General features: G+C 71.3%; 15 protein-coding genes. 6 read left to right on the top strand and 9 right to left on the bottom strand.

Annotated features, from left to right (window positions below; translation table 11 throughout):
• Positions 1 to 37: 37 nt before the first annotated feature.
• Positions 38 to 1,237, bottom strand: a complete 1,200-nt coding sequence (locus ACRAKH_RS00825; RefSeq protein ID WP_380722940.1) for a cysteine desulfurase-like protein — start codon at positions 1,235 to 1,237, stop codon at positions 38 to 40.
• A gap of 113 nt (positions 1,238 to 1,350) precedes the next feature.
• Here ACRAKH_RS00825 and ACRAKH_RS00820 point away from each other — a divergent pair, with 113 nt between their 5' ends.
• The 5 genes from ACRAKH_RS00820 to ACRAKH_RS00800 all read left to right on the top strand — a co-directional run bounded on the left by ACRAKH_RS00820 (position 1,351) and on the right by ACRAKH_RS00800 (position 5,133).
• Positions 1,351 to 1,896: a bacterial proteasome activator family protein gene (locus tag ACRAKH_RS00820; RefSeq protein WP_380722939.1), complete on the top strand. Its 546-nt coding sequence runs from the start codon at positions 1,351 to 1,353 to the stop codon at positions 1,894 to 1,896.
• Between the two features lie 240 nt (positions 1,897 to 2,136).
• Entirely contained in the window at positions 2,137 to 3,054 is a 918-nt protein-coding gene (gene wzm / locus ACRAKH_RS00815; protein WP_380722938.1) for a galactan export ABC transporter permease subunit Wzm/RfbD, read from the top strand.
• A 16-nt stretch (positions 3,055 to 3,070) separates the two neighbouring features.
• Positions 3,071 to 3,886, top strand: coding sequence for a galactan export ABC transporter ATP-binding subunit Wzt/RfbE (wzt, locus tag ACRAKH_RS00810; protein WP_380722937.1), 816 nt, complete (start codon positions 3,071 to 3,073; stop codon positions 3,884 to 3,886).
• Positions 3,887 to 3,895: 9 nt separating this feature from the next.
• Positions 3,896 to 4,792, top strand: coding sequence for a galactofuranosyltransferase GlfT1 (gene glfT1 / locus ACRAKH_RS00805; RefSeq protein WP_380722936.1), 897 nt, complete (start codon positions 3,896 to 3,898; stop codon positions 4,790 to 4,792).
• Positions 4,793 to 4,920: 128 nt separating this feature from the next.
• A complete protein-coding gene (locus ACRAKH_RS00800) occupies positions 4,921 to 5,133 on the top strand; it encodes a hypothetical protein (protein WP_380722934.1) in 213 nt (70 codons plus the stop codon).
• 64 nt (positions 5,134 to 5,197) lie between these two features.
• Here ACRAKH_RS00800 and ACRAKH_RS00795 read toward each other — a convergent pair whose 3' ends face one another.
• A complete protein-coding gene (locus ACRAKH_RS00795; RefSeq protein ID WP_380722932.1) occupies positions 5,198 to 7,165 on the bottom strand; it encodes a glycosyltransferase in 1,968 nt (655 codons plus the stop codon).
• Positions 7,166 to 7,321: 156 nt separating this feature from the next.
• On the bottom strand, positions 7,322 to 8,506 hold the full coding sequence (gene glf / locus ACRAKH_RS00790; RefSeq protein WP_380722930.1) for a UDP-galactopyranose mutase: 1,185 nt from the start codon (positions 8,504 to 8,506) through the stop codon (positions 7,322 to 7,324).
• A gap of 195 nt (positions 8,507 to 8,701) precedes the next feature.
• On the opposite strand from glf, the gene ACRAKH_RS00785 reads away from it, so the two are divergent.
• A complete protein-coding gene (locus ACRAKH_RS00785) occupies positions 8,702 to 10,675 on the top strand; it encodes a DUF6541 family protein (RefSeq protein ID WP_380722929.1) in 1,974 nt (657 codons plus the stop codon).
• A gap of 48 nt (positions 10,676 to 10,723) precedes the next feature.
• Here ACRAKH_RS00785 and ACRAKH_RS00780 read toward each other — a convergent pair whose 3' ends face one another.
• The 6 genes from ACRAKH_RS00780 to ACRAKH_RS00755 are packed head-to-tail and all read right to left on the bottom strand — an operon-like array spanning position 10,724 to position 17,110.
• Positions 10,724 to 11,602: an LLM class flavin-dependent oxidoreductase gene (locus ACRAKH_RS00780; protein ID WP_380722928.1), complete on the bottom strand. Its 879-nt coding sequence runs from the start codon at positions 11,600 to 11,602 to the stop codon at positions 10,724 to 10,726.
• Between the two features lie 46 nt (positions 11,603 to 11,648).
• Positions 11,649 to 12,626: a lysylphosphatidylglycerol synthase domain-containing protein gene (locus ACRAKH_RS00775; protein WP_380722927.1), complete on the bottom strand. Its 978-nt coding sequence runs from the start codon at positions 12,624 to 12,626 to the stop codon at positions 11,649 to 11,651.
• 35 nt (positions 12,627 to 12,661) lie between these two features.
• Complete coding sequence (locus ACRAKH_RS00770) at positions 12,662 to 13,891, bottom strand: acyl-CoA reductase (protein WP_380722926.1); 1,230 nt, start codon at positions 13,889 to 13,891, stop codon at positions 12,662 to 12,664.
• Entirely contained in the window at positions 13,888 to 14,952 is a 1,065-nt protein-coding gene (locus tag ACRAKH_RS00765; RefSeq protein ID WP_380722924.1) for a LuxE/PaaK family acyltransferase, read from the bottom strand. Before ACRAKH_RS00765 ends, ACRAKH_RS00770 begins: the two co-directional genes overlap by 4 nt.
• On the bottom strand, positions 14,949 to 16,367 hold the full coding sequence (locus tag ACRAKH_RS00760) for an AMP-binding protein (protein WP_447009560.1): 1,419 nt from the start codon (positions 16,365 to 16,367) through the stop codon (positions 14,949 to 14,951). Before ACRAKH_RS00760 ends, ACRAKH_RS00765 begins: the two co-directional genes overlap by 4 nt.
• Positions 16,364 to 17,110: an SDR family NAD(P)-dependent oxidoreductase gene (locus tag ACRAKH_RS00755; RefSeq protein WP_380722922.1), complete on the bottom strand. Its 747-nt coding sequence runs from the start codon at positions 17,108 to 17,110 to the stop codon at positions 16,364 to 16,366. The genes ACRAKH_RS00760 and ACRAKH_RS00755 overlap by 4 nt, the downstream gene beginning before the upstream one ends.
• Positions 17,111 to 17,146: the final 36 nt, after the last annotated feature.

The raw sequence follows: 17,146 nt of genomic DNA, 5'->3' as shown, positions 1-17,146 counted from the left end.
CCCAGTCGGCTCAGCCCTCGGTTCGGCCCAGCTCACCTCAACCCAGCTCGGCGACCGCCCGCACGAGCTCGTCCACTTCCACCGCGTTCGTGTAGTGCGCCAGGCCGACGCGGATCGCCCCGCCGACCTCGCCCACCCCCAGCACCGAGAACACGCCGTGCTGCCCCGAGTCGGCGAACGCGCACACGCCGCGCTCGGACAGGTGCTCCACGCCGTCGGTCGCCTTCACGCCGGCCACCGTGAACGCCAGCGCGGGCACCCGCCGCATGGCGTCGCCGATCACCATGACGTGACGGAGCGATCGCAGTTCGTTGATGAGATTAGCGAGAAGTCCGGCTTGGTAGGCCTTCACGGAGCTCAACGACGTGAGCACCCGCTCGCGGCGCGGCCCCACGGCGGCGTCGTCCAGCCCGGCCAGGTACTCCACCGACGCGACCAGGCCGGCCAGCAGCGGGTAGGCGTGCGGGCCCAGTTCCAGCCGCTCCGGGCCGCGCGCGCCGGGCTCCACCGCCACCGACGGCAGCAGGTCCAGCATCGACGGGTCGCGGAACACCAGCGCGCCCACGGGCGGGCCGCCCCACGTGTTCGCCGACACCGCGACCACGTCGGCGTCCATCGACGTGATGTCGAGCGGCACGAACGGCGCGGCGGCGGAGGCGTCCACGACGACCAGCGCGTCCGTGCGGCGGGCGGCCTCGGCGATCTTGCGCAGGTCCGGCCGGGTGCCGACGGAACCGGACGCGGCCGTCACCGCGACCAGCTTGCACTTCGGCGTGATGAGGTCGTCGTACTGCCAGGCGGGCAGCTCGCACGTCTCGATGTCCACCTCGGCCCAGCGGACGACGCTGCCGGTGCGCTGCGCGGCGCGCTGCCACGGCGCGATGTTCGCCGGGTGGTCGAGCCGGGACACCACGACCTCGTCGCCGAGGAACCAGCCGTCGGACACCGCCTCGGCGAGCCGTTGCAGCAGCACGGCCGAGCTCGGCCCGAGCACGACGCCGGCCGGATCGGCGCCGACCAGGTCGGCGACGGCCCGCCGGGCCGCGTCGACGATGGCCTCGGCGCGTTGCGAAGCGGGAAATATGCCACCCGGCCCGGAGACGGGTGCGCGCAGCGCGGTGGAGACGGCCGTGGCCACCTGTTCGGGTACTTGCATCCCCTCGGGAGCGTCCAGGTGAACCCAGCCGTCGCCGAGCGCGGGGAACAGCCCACGGACCCGGGCGACGTCGAACGCCATGCCGCACACCGTACGGAGGATGTCGGCACGAGCGACAGTCAGGGGCCGCCGGTTCGTGCCCCGATCCGCGACCCGGTTCGGCGTCGGCCACCCGATCGGGCCAGGATGGGGGCATGAGCGAGCCAGCCCGAGGTGATCAGGTGGAGAACGAGCGGCAAGTGGTCGTGGTGGGCCCCGACGGCCGGCCGGTCGGCGCGGCCAGCCTCCCGTCCGGTGACGGCGGGAGCGGTCAGGACGTGACCGACCTGGTCGAGCAGCCGGCGAAGGTCATGCGCATCGGCACGATGATCAAGCAGCTGCTGGAGGAGGTCCGGGCGGCGCCCCTGGACGAGGCGAGCCGCAACCGGCTCAAGGAGATCCACAAGCGGTCCATCGACGAGCTGGAGGACGGCCTGGCGCCGGAGCTGCGCGACGAGCTGGAGCGCCTGTCGCTGCCGTTCACCGAGGAGGGCACCCCCTCCGACGCGGAGCTGCGGATCGCCCAGGCGCAGCTGGTCGGCTGGTTGGAGGGCCTGTTCCACGGCATCCAGACGGCGCTGTTCGCGCAGCAGATGGCGGCCCGCGTGCAGCTGGAGCAGATGCGCGGCCGGGCCCTGCCCGCCGGCACCGGCGACAGCGGTGAGACGCCGCACGTCCGCGGCACGGGGCAGTACCTCTAGCCGTCCTCGCGGGCGGCGGGCGGTCGTGGGCGCGGGGCGCGCGGTTCGAGCGCGCCCACCTGCCCGGACGGGGCACCGCGACGACCGTGCGGACACAGCCGACTACCGAACGTGCTCATCCGACTACGAACAGGTGATCATCGGCGCGGCCGACGCACCGGGCGCCCGGCGAGCGTGGTGACCACACCGTGACGGCCCGGCGGCGTGGGCCCCACCGGGTCGCCGGTAGTCTCAACCCTCGTGCACCCCATCAGTACCGCCGACGGACCAGCGGCTCCCCTGGCACCCAACTCGCGCACGTTCGCCCGTGCGTTCGCCGACGTGCGCGACGCGTGGCACCAGCGCGAACTGTGGGGGCACCTGGGCTGGCAGGACATCAAGCAGCGCTACCGCCGTTCGGTCATCGGCCCGCTGTGGATCACCATCTCGATGGGCACCACGGCACTCGCGCTCGGCCTGCTGTACTCGCAGCTCTTCGGCCAGGAGCTGGCCACGTTCCTGCCGTACGTGACGGCCGGCTTCATCATCTGGAACTTCATCCTCGGCGTGGTGACCGAGGGCGCGGACGTGTTCATCGCCAACGAGGGGCTGATCAAGCACCTCCCCGCGCCGGTGACCGTGCACGTGCTGCGCATGGTGTGGCGCCAGGTGCTGTTCTTCGCGCACAACCTGGTCGTCTACTTCATCGTGCTCGCCATCTTCTTCCCGGCGCTCACGGAGCCGTACACGATGGCGGGCGACGTCGTCGGCCACCCCGGCCTGTCGTGGACCGTGCTCCTGGCGATCCCGGCGTTCCTGCTGGTCATCGTGAACGCCGTGTGGGTGGCGCTGCTGTTCGGCATCATCAGCACCCGGTTCCGCGACATCCCGCCGGTCGTGCACAGCTTCATCAACCTGATCTTCTTCATGACGCCGATCGTCTGGCACGTCGGCGTGCTGAAGAAGGTCACCGGTGGCGGCGAGGACGCCGGCTGGCGCGTGCTGATCGCCGAGCTGAACCCGCTCTACCACTTCGTGGAGATCGTCCGCGCGCCCCTGCTCGGCCACACGCAGTCGTGGCACCACTGGGCCGTCGTCGGCGGGTTCACCGTCGTGGGGTGGGCGCTGGCGCTGATCGCCATGCGCAACTACCGTGCCCGCGTCTCCTACTGGGTCTGAGTGAGGCCGCAAAAACATGGTCAGCATCGATGTCTGGAACGCCTCGGTCGACTTCCCGATCTTCGACGCCAAGTCGAGATCGCTGAAGAAGCTCGCCCTGGGCAAGGTCGGGGGCAAGATCGGCTCGGAGGGCCGCGTCCCGATCATCGAAGCGCTGCACGACATCACCATCTCGCTGAAGCACGGTGACCGGGTCGGCCTCGTCGGGCACAACGGCGCCGGCAAGTCCACGCTGCTGCGGCTGCTCGCGGGCATCTACGAGCCCACGCGGGGCAGCTCGCGCATCGTCGGCAAGGTCGCGCCCGTGTTCGACCTCGGCGTCGGCATGGACCCGGAGATCTCCGGGTACGAGAACATCATGGTCCGCGGCCTGTTCCTCGGCATGAGCCGCAAGGAGATGGAGAAGCGGGTCGACGACATCGCCGAGTTCACCGAGCTGGGCGACTACCTGTCCATGCCGCTGCGGACGTACTCGACGGGTATGCGGGTGCGGCTGGCGCTGGGCGTGGTGACGTCGATCGACCCGGAGATCCTGCTCCTGGACGAGGGCATCGGCGCGGTCGACGCGGCGTTCCTGGAGAAGGCGCGCGACCGGCTGAACGACCTGGTCAAGCGGTCGGGCATCCTGGTGTTCGCCTCGCACTCGGACGACTTCCTGGTGGAGCTGTGCAGCACCGCCATCTGGATGGACGAGGGCCAGGTCAAGATGCAGGGCTCGCTGCGCGAGGTGGTCACGAGCTACAAGGGCCGCGACCCGTTCGAGCACCTCAGCCAGGAGACGTTGGAGCGGATCGGCCAGTCCAGGGTGCTGAGCGGGAACGGTGGCGAGTAGGTGAGCGTGGTGAGCGCACTGCCGCAGGGCTCCGTCGTCGGGGTCGTGGTGACCCGGCACCGACGGGAGCTGCTGGCCGACTCGTTGAAGGTGCTGGCCTCGCAGAGCCGGCCGCTGGACCACCTGGTGGTCGTCGACAACGGCCCCGACCAGCCGGTGGACGACCTGGTCGCGCAGTGCCCCGTGCCCACGACCTACCTCGCGTCGCACCGCAACCTCGGCGGCGCGGGCGGCTTCGCCCTGGGCATGCTGCACGCGTTGTCGCTCGGCGCGGACTGGCTGTGGCTGGCCGACGACGACGGCAGGCCGGCCGACGAGACCGTGCTGGAGGTGCTGCTCGCCGAGGCGAACCGGCGCGGCCTGGCGGCCATCTCGCCGGTGGTGGCCAACATCGAGCGGCCGGACAAGCTCGCGTTCCCGCTGCGCCGCGGCCTCACGTGGAAGCGGAACGCGTCCGAGCTCGGCGTGGACTTCCTGCCCGGCATCGCGTCGCTGTTCAACGGCGCGCTGTTCAAGGCGTCCACGGTCGACGTCATCGGCGTGCCGGACTACCGGCTGTTCTTCCGCGGCGACGAGGTGGAGATCCACCGGCGGCTGGTGCGCACGGGCCTGCCGTTCGGCACCTCGCTGAAGGTGACCTACCTGCACCCGGACGGCTCGGACGAGTTCAAGCCCATGCTCGGCGGCCGGTTCCACGCGCAGGACCCCGAGAACGCGATCAAGCGCTACTACACCTACCGCAACCGCGGTTACCTGCTGTCCCAGCCCGGGATGCGCAAGCTGGGCCTGCTGGAGGCATTCCGCTTCGGTTTGTACTTCATCGGCGTCCGCCGCGACCCGAAGGCCTTCCTGGAATGGTTGAAGCTGGTCCGGCAGGGGCAGCGCGAGCGGTTCTTCCGCAAGTAGTCCCCCGACTCCGACAGCGCCGGACACCGTTCTCCCGAGAACGGTCTCCGGCGCTGGTTCGCTTCACGCGGAATCGCTGACGGCGAACCGGCGTTGCCCTTGCGCGCCCCTGCTGGTGGGCTGGTCGCATGACTTCTGAAGCGCGTAAGACGGCCCTCGTGCTGCACCTGGCCGCGAACCCCAACCCCATTTCCATCACGGTGTCCGCGGACACCGCCGAAGACCTCGCGCCACGGCTGATCCAGGTCGTGCGCAACGGCCACACGCAGGCCGTCACGACCGCCGACGGCAAGGAGTTCGTGGTGAACTTCAGCCACGTCGTCGCCGCGCACTTCGAATAAGAAATCGGTGCGGGCGACACCTCGGAAGGCGTCACACCGCACCGATTCACGGCACGTCCGGCGGTCAGCTGTTCTCGAACACCTTGCGCCACGACTCGACCGACGTCAGCTCCGGCATCGCGTCGCGGTACATCCGCTTCAACCGCGGCCACTCCTGGCCGAGGCGCCGGTAGTTGCGCACGGCGCGCGACATCAGCTGGCGGAACTCCTTCGGGTCGCGCTTGCGGAACGCGACACCGCTGCCGTCGGCGTTGGACACCGTCGCGCTGTCCAGGTTGCCCAGCAGGAACCAGCGGGCGTTCGTCGCCGGCACGTTGATCTGCGGGCGCTCCGTGGTGTGCTCCTCGGGGGCGCGCAGGTTGTGCAGCAGCGCCTTCGACGCCTTGGCCGCGATCACCGCCGGGTTGACCGGCGGCTTCAGCATCGCCTCGGCCCGCACCATGTCGAACGTGGGCGGCGGGAACTCGCGGGCCGACGGCAGCACCTGCGCGTCGCTGTAGGACTTCCGGAGCTGCTGGATCTCCGGCAACGCCGTGCGCAGCGAGTCGAACAGCTTGCTCGGGCCCGCCAGGAAGTCCTCGATGGCCTTCTGCTGGACCGCCACCGTCGAGTACTCCATCGACAGCAGGTGCCGCAGCGACAGCTTCAGGCCCTGCTTCAGCAGCGTCGAGCGGATGTCGTACGGGCTGTGCAGCGCCGCCATGACCAGGCGGTTGCGGGTGTGGAAGTACGCCTGCCAGTCCGTGGCGTCGTTCTTGTCCGTCCACGGCATGTGCCACACGGCGGAGCCGGGCAGCGACACGGTCGGGTAGCCGTTCTCCAGCGCCCGCAGCGAGTACTCGGCGTCGTCCCACTTGATGAACAGCGGCAGCGGGTAGCCGGTGCGCTGCACGACCTCACGCGGGAACAGGCACATCCACCAGCCGTTGTAGGTGGAGTTGATGCGGACGTGCAGTTCCTCGGTCTCGCGCAGCGACTCGGTGCCGAAGTCGTGGTCGGTCAGCGCGCCCGGCGCCGGCCGCCAGAAGCACGTGGCCAGGTCGACGACCTCGCCCATGCTGTGCAGCCGGGCCCTGGCCTGCAGGTTCAGCATGTGGCTGCCGACGATGACGGGCTGCGCCGCGGCCCGCGCGAACGCGTTCGACCGCAGCACCGCGTCCGGCTCCAGCCGGATGTCATCGTCCATCAGCATGATCTGGGCGACGTCGGTGTGCTCGATCGCCTCGTACAGGCCGCGGGTGAAGCCACCCGAGCCGCCGAGGTTCTCCTGCTCGATGATCTCCAGCTTGTCACCCAGGAGGGCGACGGCCTCGGCGTAGCCCTCCGTGTCGCGGACCTTCACCGCGCCCTGGTCGGCGACGAACACCTTCTGCACGGCGTCGAGGACCGTCGGGTCCTCGCCCAGCGCGCGCAGCGCGATGACCGCGTCCACCGGGCGCATGGTCGTCATGCCGATGGCGACCTTCTGCTCCGGCAGGACCTGGTCGGTCATCCACGCCGCTTCGCCGATCTCCAGCGTGCTGTCGTCGGTGAAGACGTCGAACCAGATCCAGCCGCCGTCCTCGAACGGCTTCAGGCTGACCCGGAACTCGACCTCGACCCACGCCTTGGCGGACCGGATCGGCTCGCCGTTGAGGTGGATGAGGTCGCCGTTGGGCTTGGAGCGGTAGACGTCGATGCGGCCCGCGCCGCGCACCGACAGGCGCAGCACGACCTCCTCGACGACGGTCCAGCGCTTCCAGTAGCTGGCCGGGAAGGCGTTGAAGTACGAGGCGAAGGACACCTTGGCCGACGCGGGCACGGTCACCGAGCGGCGGGAGGACACGTGCGTGTGCACGTTCTCCGGCTCGTCCAGGTAGAGGGGGCGCACGTCCAGCGGGTCCTCGTCGCGGGGCAGGATCACCCGCTGGAGCACGTGCTTCGGGTCGAAGCCCTTGCCCCGCGCCGCAACGCTGACCGACGCCACATCGCTGACCTTGTTGTCCGGCTTCGTGGTCTTGGGCTTCGAGTCGGCGTGGCTCTGCTCGGTCACTGACTTTCCTCCGACGAACCGCGGCAAGGTCACGGCTCGGGTCGAGTGCGGGCGTGTCCGACCACCGTGACGAGGTGGCGCGGCTGGTGCGACCGACGATACCGCGTCGCGCGGATCCCGCACGCGACGCGGCACGGCCGGGTCAGGATGTCAAGGTCAGTCCAGCGTCCCGTCCAAGGGCGAGCCCTCGGTCAGGTGCGGGGCGATCTTGTTGTCGAACGCGGTGAGCGCCGATCCGATCGCCATGTGCATGTCGAGGTACTTGTACGTGCCGAGGCGTCCGCCGAACAGCACGTTGCGCTCCGCCGCCTCGCGCTTGGCCAGCTCGCGGTACCGCTCCAGCTTCGCGCGGTCCTCGGCGGTGTTGATCGGGTAGTACGGCTCGTCGTCCTTCTCGGCCGCGCGGGAGAACTCGCGGACGATGACGGTCTTGTCGGCCGGGTACTCGCGCTCCGGGTGGAAGTGCCGGAACTCGTGGATGCGGGTGAACGGCACGTCCGCGTCGTTGTAGTTCATCACCGAGGTGCCCTGGAAGTCGCCGGTCGGCAGCACCTCGCGCTCGAAGTCGAGCGTGCGCCAGCCCAGCCAGCCCTCGGAGTAGTCGAAGTAGCGGTCGACGGGGCCGGTGTAGACGATCGGCGTGCCCTCGGGGATGTCCGCCCGGACGTCGAAGAAGTCGGTGTTGAGCCGGACCTCGATGTTCGGGTGGTCGGCCATCTTCTCCAGCCACGCGGTGTAGCCGTCGACCGGCAGGCCCTCGTAGGTGTCGTTGAAGTACCGGTTGTCGAAGTTGTAGCGCACCGGCAGGCGGCTGATGACCGCCGCGGGCAGCTCCTTCGGGTCGGTCTGCCACTGCTTGGCCGTGTAGTGCTTCACGAACGCCTCGTAGAGGGGGCGGCCGATCAGCGAGATCGCCTTCTCCTCCAGGTTCTGGGCGTCCTTGGAGTCGATCTCGGAGGCCTGCTCGGCGACCCACGCCCGCGCCTCGTCCGGCGTCAGGTAGCGGCCGAGGAACTGCGTGATCAGGCCGAGCCCCATCGGGAACTGGTAGGCCTGGCCGTTGTGCATCGCGAACACGCGGTGCTGGTAGCCGGTGAACTCGGTGAACTGGTTGACGTAGTCCCAGACCCGCTGGTTGGAGGTGTGGAACAGGTGCGCGCCGTAGCGGTGCACCTCGATTCCCGTCTCCGGTTCCGCCTCCGAGTAGGCGTTGCCGCCGATGTGCTCGCGGCGTTCGAGCACCAGCACGCGCTTGTCCAATTGGCTGGCGGCGCGCTCGGCGACCGTCAGGCCGTAGAACCCGGAACCGACGACGATCAGGTCATACCCTGCGAAGCTCACAGCGATTGAGGGTACCGGGGCAGGCCGGGGCAAACCGCACTCCCCCTCCCGGCGGCCGCGCGGTGATCGGCGCCGGTGTTCCCACCGGCCCGGAAACGCCAGGGTCGCGCAGTCGTAGCACAGCCGCCGTATAGCCTTCGCGCTAACACGCGGGGGAATCCGCACCTCACTCTTCAAACCTCATTGGGTGAACCTGTGCCGACGGAAGCCAGCTCGCTCCTCACCGCGGGCACGATCGCCGTGTACCTCGCCGTCCTGTTCCTGCCCGGTGGCCTGGCGGCACTGGCAGTGGGCCTGCGCGGCTGGACGCTCGTGGCCACCGCCCCCGTGTTCACGTACCTCATCGCGGGCCTGGCCGGACCGTGGCTGTGGAAGGTCGGCATCCAGTTCACCGTGCCGACGTTCCTGCTCAGCAGCGTCGTGGTGATCGCGGTGTTCGGGCTGGCGCGGTGGCTGACCGTGCGCCGCCGCGGGCCCGCGGAGCGCGAGCCGTCCCCGTGGACGCCGCGCGCGCAGCTCGGCGTGGTGCTGACCGTCCTGGCCGCGGCCGGGATCGGCATCGGGGTCCTGCTGGCCGCGATGGAGGGCAACCTCAACGCCGTGCCGCAGGACTGGGACGCGGGCTACCACGCGAACGGCATCCGCTACATCGCCGAGACCGGCGAGGGCGGGCTGTACGGCACCGGCAAGGTCAACTGGTACGACATCTCCAACGGGGTGTTCTACCCGAACGCGTACCACCTGGTCGGCACGCTGGTGTTCAAGCTGACCGGGGCCACCATCCCGGCCGTCATCAACGCGCACATGGCGCTCCTGCCCGGCCTGCTGGCGTTCCAGCTGGCCGCGATGGTCCGCCACTTCAACGGCCGCGCGGTCACCGCGGGCTTCACCGCCCTGGTCACCGCCGCCGCGACCAGCGCCACCTACGACAACCTGTGGCGCGGCCCGCTGCTCACGTTCACGCTCGGCATCGCGCTGATGCCGGTGCTCGCCGTGGTGCTGGACGGCTACCTGAAGCGGCCGCGCGTCGACACGGGCGTGGTGTTCGCCGGTGTCGCGGTCGGCATGCTCGCCGTGCACTCCAGCAACCTGTTCGGCGGCGTCCTGTTCGTCATCCCGCTGCTGGTCCAGCGCTGGTGGGGCCAACCGCGCACGATCCTGCGCGACGTCCTGCTGTGCCTGGCGCCCGCCGTGGCGGCCGTCCTGGTGACGCTGCCGCACCTGCTGGGCGCGGCGAGCGTCTCGGGCACCATCGCCACCGTCGACTGGCCGTCCACGTTCCCGGTCAGCCAGTCGCTGGGCGCGGCGCTCACGTTCCAGCACGTCATCGACCGGCCCCAGTACTGGCTGGCGGTCCCGCTGTGGATCGGCCTGGCGTTCTGGAACCGGCTGGGCGCGCTGCGCTGGCTGCTCGGGTCGGCGGCGCTGTTCGGCGTGGTGTGGGTGCTGACCGCGTCGTTCGCCCAGCCGTGGGTGGCGCGGGTGACGAGCCCCTGGTGGAACGACCAGTTCCGGCTGATCGCCCTGGTCTGCGTGCCGCTGTGCGTGGTGGCGGGCCACGGCCTGGCGCTGGCGCACGACTGGCTGAAGGGCCTCGCGGGCACGGTGCTGCGCGGCCGCGGCGGCGCGACCGTCCCGGTGCTGTCCGCAGGCGTGGTGGTCCTGGCGTTCGTGCTGCTCAGCGGTGGTCTGTACGTCAACCTGAACACCGCCCAGGTGGCCCGCGGCTACGGCAACGGGGTGGGGCAGAACGACCACGACGCCGTGGTGAGCCGCAACGAGCTGCTGGCGATGACCGAGCTGGGCAAGCTGGTCCAGCCCGGCGAGCGGGTCATGAACGACCGCAACGACGGCACGCTGTGGATGTACGCCATCGCCGGCGTGCGCCCGATCGCGGGCCACTACGACGGCTCGGCGGAGTCGCCCGACATCGCGCTGCTGCAGGGCCGGTTCAACGAGTACGACGAGAACCCGGCCGTGCGCGCGGCGGTGAAGCGGCTGAACGTGCGGTACGCGATCGTCGGCCGCGGTTTCGTCCGCGGGTGGATGGAACGCGCCCCCGGCCTGCGCGACCTGAACGGCAAGCCGTTCCTGGAGAAGGTCTACGAGAACGAGGACGCGATCGTCTACAAGCTGGTGCCGGAGCCGGGCGAGCCCGTCCGCGGCTAGCCCGCCGGCGCGTCGGCGGTCCCGGGTCGTCGCGGGCGGTCGGGGCGGCTACCGGTGGGGCGCGAACTCCGGCAGCACGTCGGACGCCACCTGCTCCAGCACGGTCTCCCGGCCCGCGTAGACGCCCTCGGCCCGCGGCCAGTGCGTCACCGCGTCGGTGAAGCCCAGCTCACGGGCCCGGCCCACGGCGTCGCGGAAGTGCTCGACGCTGGTCAGCGAGTAGACCGGCGACGAGTCGAGGTTGAGGTGCCGGTCGAGGGTGCTCGGCGCCCGCTCGATGGCGGCCAGCTCCGCGTCCATCCGCTCGGCGATCTCGGCCACCCCTCGCCACCACGTTGCGTGGTCGTCGGTCTCCGGGCCCGTGGTGACCCAGCCGGTGCCGTAGCGGACGGCGGTCCGCATGGCCTTGGGGCCGTTGGCGGCGACGACGAACGGCACCCTGGGCCGCTGCACGCAGCCGGGCGCGCTGCGGGCCTCGACCGCCGCGTAGTGCTCGCCCCGGTAGGTGGTGCGGTCGGCCGTCAGCAGCCGGTCGAGCAGTTCCACGAACTCGCCGAACCGCTCGGTGCGCTTGCGGGACGGCTCGCCGCCCATGACCACCGTGTCGTAGCCCGCGCCGCCCGCGCCGAGGCCGACGGTGAGGCGGCCGTCCGAGATGTCGTCGAGGGTCGTCAGCTCACGGGCGAACGGCACCGGGTGCCGGAAGTTCGGCGACGCCACGTACGTGCCGAGGCGGATCGTGGACGTGACGGCCGCCGCGGCGGTGAGGGTCGGGATCGCCGAGAACCACGGTCCGTCGACGAGCGTCCGCCAGCCCAGGTGGTCGTAGGTCCACGCGTGGTGGAAGCCCAGCTCCTCGGCGCCCCGCCACTTCGGTTCGGCGGCCCACCAGCGGTCCTCGGGCAAGATCACAATCCCAATGCGCACGCCGAGACAGTAACGAGGCCGCGTGAACGGTGGGAAGAACCGCTGGTCAGGCCGCCTTGGCCGCGCGCTTGCGCTGGAGCTGCGCCACCAGCGCGGCGACACCGGCGGAGATCAGGTCGGCGACCGTGAACATCAGCCGGGACACCAGGGCCAGCGCCACCGCCTGGGGCGTCGGCAGCACGGTCGCGATGGCGCCCGTGATGACGAGCTCCCGGGCGCCGATGCCGGACGGCAGGAAGAAGGCGACCAGGCCGGCCGTCATCGAGATGCCCATCGTGCCCGCGGACAGCACCAGCGTGCCGATGCTCGGCGAGCCCAGGGCGTTGACCAGGAGCCACAGGTGCACGCCGTAGAGGACGTAGATGGCCACCGCGACACCCGTGGCCTTCAGCACCTCCTTGCCGGTGAACCGGCGCTCCAGCGGCTGCTTGCGCAGCACCCGGAGCACCAGGTTGACCAGCCACGTCAGCAGCTTGGGGTGCAGGAAGACCAAGCCGATGAGCAGCAGCGAGAACAGCCACAGCAGCTGGCGCGACTCCCCGCCTCCCAGCAGGACGGGCAGCGCGGCGAGGCCCGTGATGAGCGACGCCACGACGCCCATGCCGGTGGCCACGAGCCCGGCGGTGAACGACCGGGCGCGGTTCACGCCCGCCTGCTTCGCCAGCTCCATCGACAGCAGCACGGCCCACACCGCGCCCGGGATGTACTTGCCCAGGCCGCCGACCAGGTAGAACTTGGCCGCGTCCGCGTAGGTCACCGGCGCGCCCAGGTCGGACAGCACGATCTTCCACACCACCGACCCGAGGAACAGGCCCGCGAACACGGCGACCATCGACAGCGCGACCGACTGCCACGGCAGCGACAGCAGCGCCGCGGACACCTCGTCCCACTGCCCGGTCAGCTGGTACACCGCGCCGGCCAGCACCAGGACCACCAGCAGCCGCCGCGCCCAGGCGATGACCACCTGCTTGCGGGTGCGGGCCGGCTTCTCCTCGACGACCGCGTCGACTGCGGACTCGCTCATGATCGGTTCTCCGGTGGTGGTCTCGGTGCCGCGGCTCACGCGATCACCGTCGTGAGCCTGCTGAACTCGGCCAGGAGGTCGTAGCCGTCCCAGACCGCCGCGAAGTCGAGCGCCTTGCCGAACGGGACGACCCGGTCGATGCCGCGCCCGCCGAGGCCGCGGACGAAGTCCAGCACCTCGTCCCGGGAGAACCCGAACACGCTCAACGTCTGGTCCTTGCGCTGCACGAACCGGCCGAACTCGGCCAACGACGGCAGCGTGAGCTGCGGGAACGTGCCCACTCCCAGCCACTCGCGCGGCAGGTCGGCGCCCGAGCCCAGCTCCAGCGTGGCCACCGCGTTGCCGGAGAACCGGATGCGCGTCGCGTGCCCCTCGGCGGCCACGCCGTAGGCGGAGACGCGCTTCTGCACGGCCATCGCGGGCTCGACGACGAACCGCTTCGCCGCCACGACCTCGGCCAGCAGGTCCCGGAACTCCTCGCGCGCCGCCTCGGCGCGCTCGGCGTCGCCGACCCAGAGCAGGGTGCGCGGCGAGGCGCACGCGGCCTGGTCGAACCAGTACGAGTCGTTGTAGAAGCCGACCGCGGCCTCACGGCGGCGCTCGGCGGAGGCGGACTCCCACCCGGCCACCGAGATCGCCGCGAACGACGCCCGGTCGGGGAACGTCAGGTCGCGGGCGTGCGCGGCGAGCGGGTGCTTGCGCACCTCGGTCACGGAACGGTCGCCGCCCCAGACGACCCGCAGCTCGCACGCGCGCGACAGCGCCGCCGTCACCGCGTCGTCCCGGCCGTAGGTGATCATGCGCTGGGTGCGGGCCACGATCGGGTCCGCCTCGGCGAGCGCGTCGTTCATGGCCTCGATGACGGCCGCGGCGGCGCCCGCCGAGCGCGGCGAGATCCGGACCACGTTCGGGTTGCCCGCCAGCGCCGACAGCGCCCACGAGTAGACGAAGATCGTGTCCACGTTCGCCGGCGGCACGTGGAACACCAGCCCGCGCGGGAAGCGCAACACGCCGTCCGGGGTGCTCAGGGTCGCCAGCGCCTTGGCGATCTCGCCGCGGCGCAGGAAGAACCCGAGCGACGCCAGCTCCGGGAACCGCCGCGCGGTGGCCGGCGCGAGCAGCTTGCGGGCGAACTTCACCAGGAACTCGACCACGCGCTCGTCGCCGACGGCCAGCCGGCCGCCCTCGGGTTCCCGCGCCACCTCGGCGAGCAGGTCCTCGACGGTGATGTCCGGCCCGGCCGGGAACCGCTGTTCGACCTTCACGCCGCCGCACCTCCGCTGAACGTGTCCGAGCACCCGCGGGCCTCGGCCCTGGGCAGCCGGCCCAGCACGGAGAACCGCTTGCCGGGCCAGTCGCCGTCGTCGACGCCGTGCACGACGCCCAGGTCCTCGGTCAGCAGCACGTGGCCCGGGTAGGAGCGCGGGACGGTGCTCACGACCTCGATGACGCCCGGCACGCCGACGGGCTGCTCGGCCCACGTCTCCGGGTCGCGGATGACCACGTCGGCGAAGTCCGGGCAGTACAGCGAGTTGCCGGACGGCCCCTCGACGAACACGGTGCCCAGCTGCTCGACCATGCCGTAGTAGTTGTGGATCTTCGTGAGGCCGGTGTCGGCGGCGAACCGGCGGCGGAACTCGGCGTTGTCCACCGCGCGGTCGATCAGCTTCTTCCAGCCGCCGGAGTGGATGAGGATGCCGTTCGACAGGTCCAGCCGGTGCTCGCGGGCCACCTCGTAGAGGTACTGCCACACCATGAACGTGAAGCCGAAGATCAGGAACGGCTCGTCGCCGTGCCGGGCCAGGAAGCCCTTGATCGCCTCGACGTCCGGCCGGTCGTCCTCGTCCAGCGCGTAGACGTGCTTGCGGCCGAAGTTGGCCATGCCGAGCACGCCCGCCCCGCGCGCCGAGAACGAGCGCCGGTTCTTGATGATGCCGACGCTGTCGACCATGAGCATGGGCAGCCGCTGGTCGCCCAGCACGGCCCGCAACGTCCGGCCGAGGTAGCGGGGCTGGTCGCCGGCCGCCTCCCGGTCGAGGTAGATGCGGGACACCTCGGCGCCGGTCGTGCCGGACGAGGTCAGCACCTTGAACACCTCGTCGTCGGGCACGGACTTGAGCACGTGGTGCTTGAACATCCGGACCGGCAGCCACGGCAGGTCGGCCACGGCGTCGAACGACCGCGGCGTGCCGAGCGAGGTCAGGATGCGGTCGTACGGCTCGCAGGTGCTCCGGTGGTGCTCGGTCAGCTCGGTCAACGCGGGCAGCAGCGCCGCCTCGCGCTCGGACTGGCTCAACCCGAACACGCCGTCCACAGTGCTGGTCACGCCCGTCCCTCCAGTGCGCGGTAGTCGACCTTGCCGCTGGGCAGCAGCGGCAGGTCGTCGGTCTCCCGCACGTCGAACCCGGTCACGTGCAGGTGCAGCCGCTCGGAGAGGGCACGGGCGACCGCCTTGCGGCGCTCCGCGTCGGCACCCTCCAGCCACAGCACCACCTTGTCGCCCGCGGGCACCGCGGCGACCGCGCCGACGCCGAGACCGGCGTCGACCACCATCCGCTCCAGGTCGTCCAGGTTGACCCGGTTGCCGAAGACCTTGCCGATGCGCTTGAGCCGGCCGGTGAGGTAGAGGTAGCCCTCCGCGTCCAGCCGGCCGAGGTCGCCGGTCTCCAGCACGCCACCGACCACGTCGCCGAGCGCGAGTTCGGCCTCGGACTCGGCGTAGCCCATCATCACGTTCGGCCCGCGGTAGACGACCTCGCCCACCACGTCCGGCTCGGTCGTCTCCACGCCGTCGTCGCGGCGGACGCGGAACTCGCCGCCGGGCAGCGCGGGCCCGGCGGAGCCGATCTTCTCCGCCAGCCGCTCGGCGGGCACGGTGGCCATCCGGGGCGCGGCCTCGGTCTGGCCGTACATGACGAACATGCGGCCGCCGACGGCGGTCATCCGGTCGTTGAAGTCGACCACGAGGTCGTCGCGCAGCCGGCCGCCCGCCTGCGTGATGGTGCGCAGCGACGGGTACCTGGCCGGGTCGAACCGCAGCCGCTTGAGCATCTCGTAGTGGTACGGGACGCCCGCCAGCGACGTGATCTTGTGCTCCTCCACGGCCTGCCAGAACGCGCGGCTCATCACCCCGGTGGGCTCGACCACGACGGTCGCGCCGCGCACCAGGTGGCTGTTGAGCACCGACATGCCGTAGCTGTAGTGCAGGGGCAGGCTGGTGGGCGCGACCTCGGTGGCGTCGATGCCCAGGACCCGCGCGATCGCCTCGGCGTTGGCCAGCACGGCGTGCCGGGACAGCCGGACGAACTTGGGGTTGCCGGTGGACCCGCTGGTCGGCAGCAGCACGGCCAGGTCGGGGTGGGGGACGACGCCCTCCGGGTCCTCGCGGACCCACACCGGGCCGCCGTCGGCCGCCAGGGCGTCCGCGCGGTAGCCGTCCGGGGCGGCGGCGTCCGCGTCGGCGCCGAGCACGGCGGCGGGGCGGAACCGGGCGACCAGCTCCAGCAGCACGTCCCGGTCCTGGCCCTCGTCCAGCAGGGCCACCGCGCGCCCGGCCTCGAACGCCGCCAGGTACCGCAGCACGCTGGGCACGTCGACCGCGGTGCGCGCGAAGAGCACGCCGGGAGGCAGCGGCGCCAGTGCCGCGGCCAGGCCGGCCACCCGGTCGGTCAGCGCGGCGCCGGACAGCTCGCCGCCGCCGGCCGCGTCGACCACTCGCGCACCCGCTCCAAGCAGGCTCACAGCACGAGCCCCCCGTCGACCCCGAGCACCTGCCCGGTGACGAACGACGACCCGTCGCCCAGCAGGAACGCGATCACCGACGCGACCTCGGCGGCCTCGCCGAGGCGGCCGAGGGAGGTGTCCCGGACGACCCGCTCCAGCGTCTCCTCGGACTGCGACGCGGTCAGCTCGGTCTTGATCACGCCGGGCGCGACCGCGTTGACGCGGATGCCGTACCGGCCCAGCTCCTTGGCGGTGGACTTGGCGATCGAGGCCACGGCGGCCTTGGTCGCGGCGTACACCGTCTGGCCCGCGTTGCCGTTCTCGCCGACGATCGAGGCGAGCACGACGATCGAGCCGCGCTTCTTGCGCATCATGGCCCGCGCCGCGGCCTGGACGGTCGTCACGGTGCCCGCGACGTTCGTGCTCAGGAGCCGCTGCACGTGGTCGTCGCCGATCATGCCGACGAGCGCGCCCTCCATGACACCGGCGTTGGCCACGAGGCCGTCGACGCGGCCGTGCTCCTTGGCGACGGCCTTGAACGCGTCGCGCACGGCGGCGGAGTCGGTGACGTCGAGCGGCACGCCGCGCACCACCGCGCCGGTGTGCTCGGCGACCTCCGCCGCGCGTTGCTCCGCGACCTCGCGGTCACGGCCGGTGAGCACGACGGTGGCGCCCGCCGCGGCGAGCGCTTCGGCGGTGGCGAGACCGATGCCCCGGGTGCCCCCGGTGACGACGACGACCCGGTCACTGAGATGTGTCACTGCTCTGTCAGTCCTGTTAGCGCCGGCGGAGTGGGT

The organism is Saccharothrix hoggarensis (assembly GCF_052936025.1).
The sequence above is the reverse complement of the archived record's forward strand: the minus strand, read 5'-3'. Positions and strand labels throughout refer to the sequence as shown.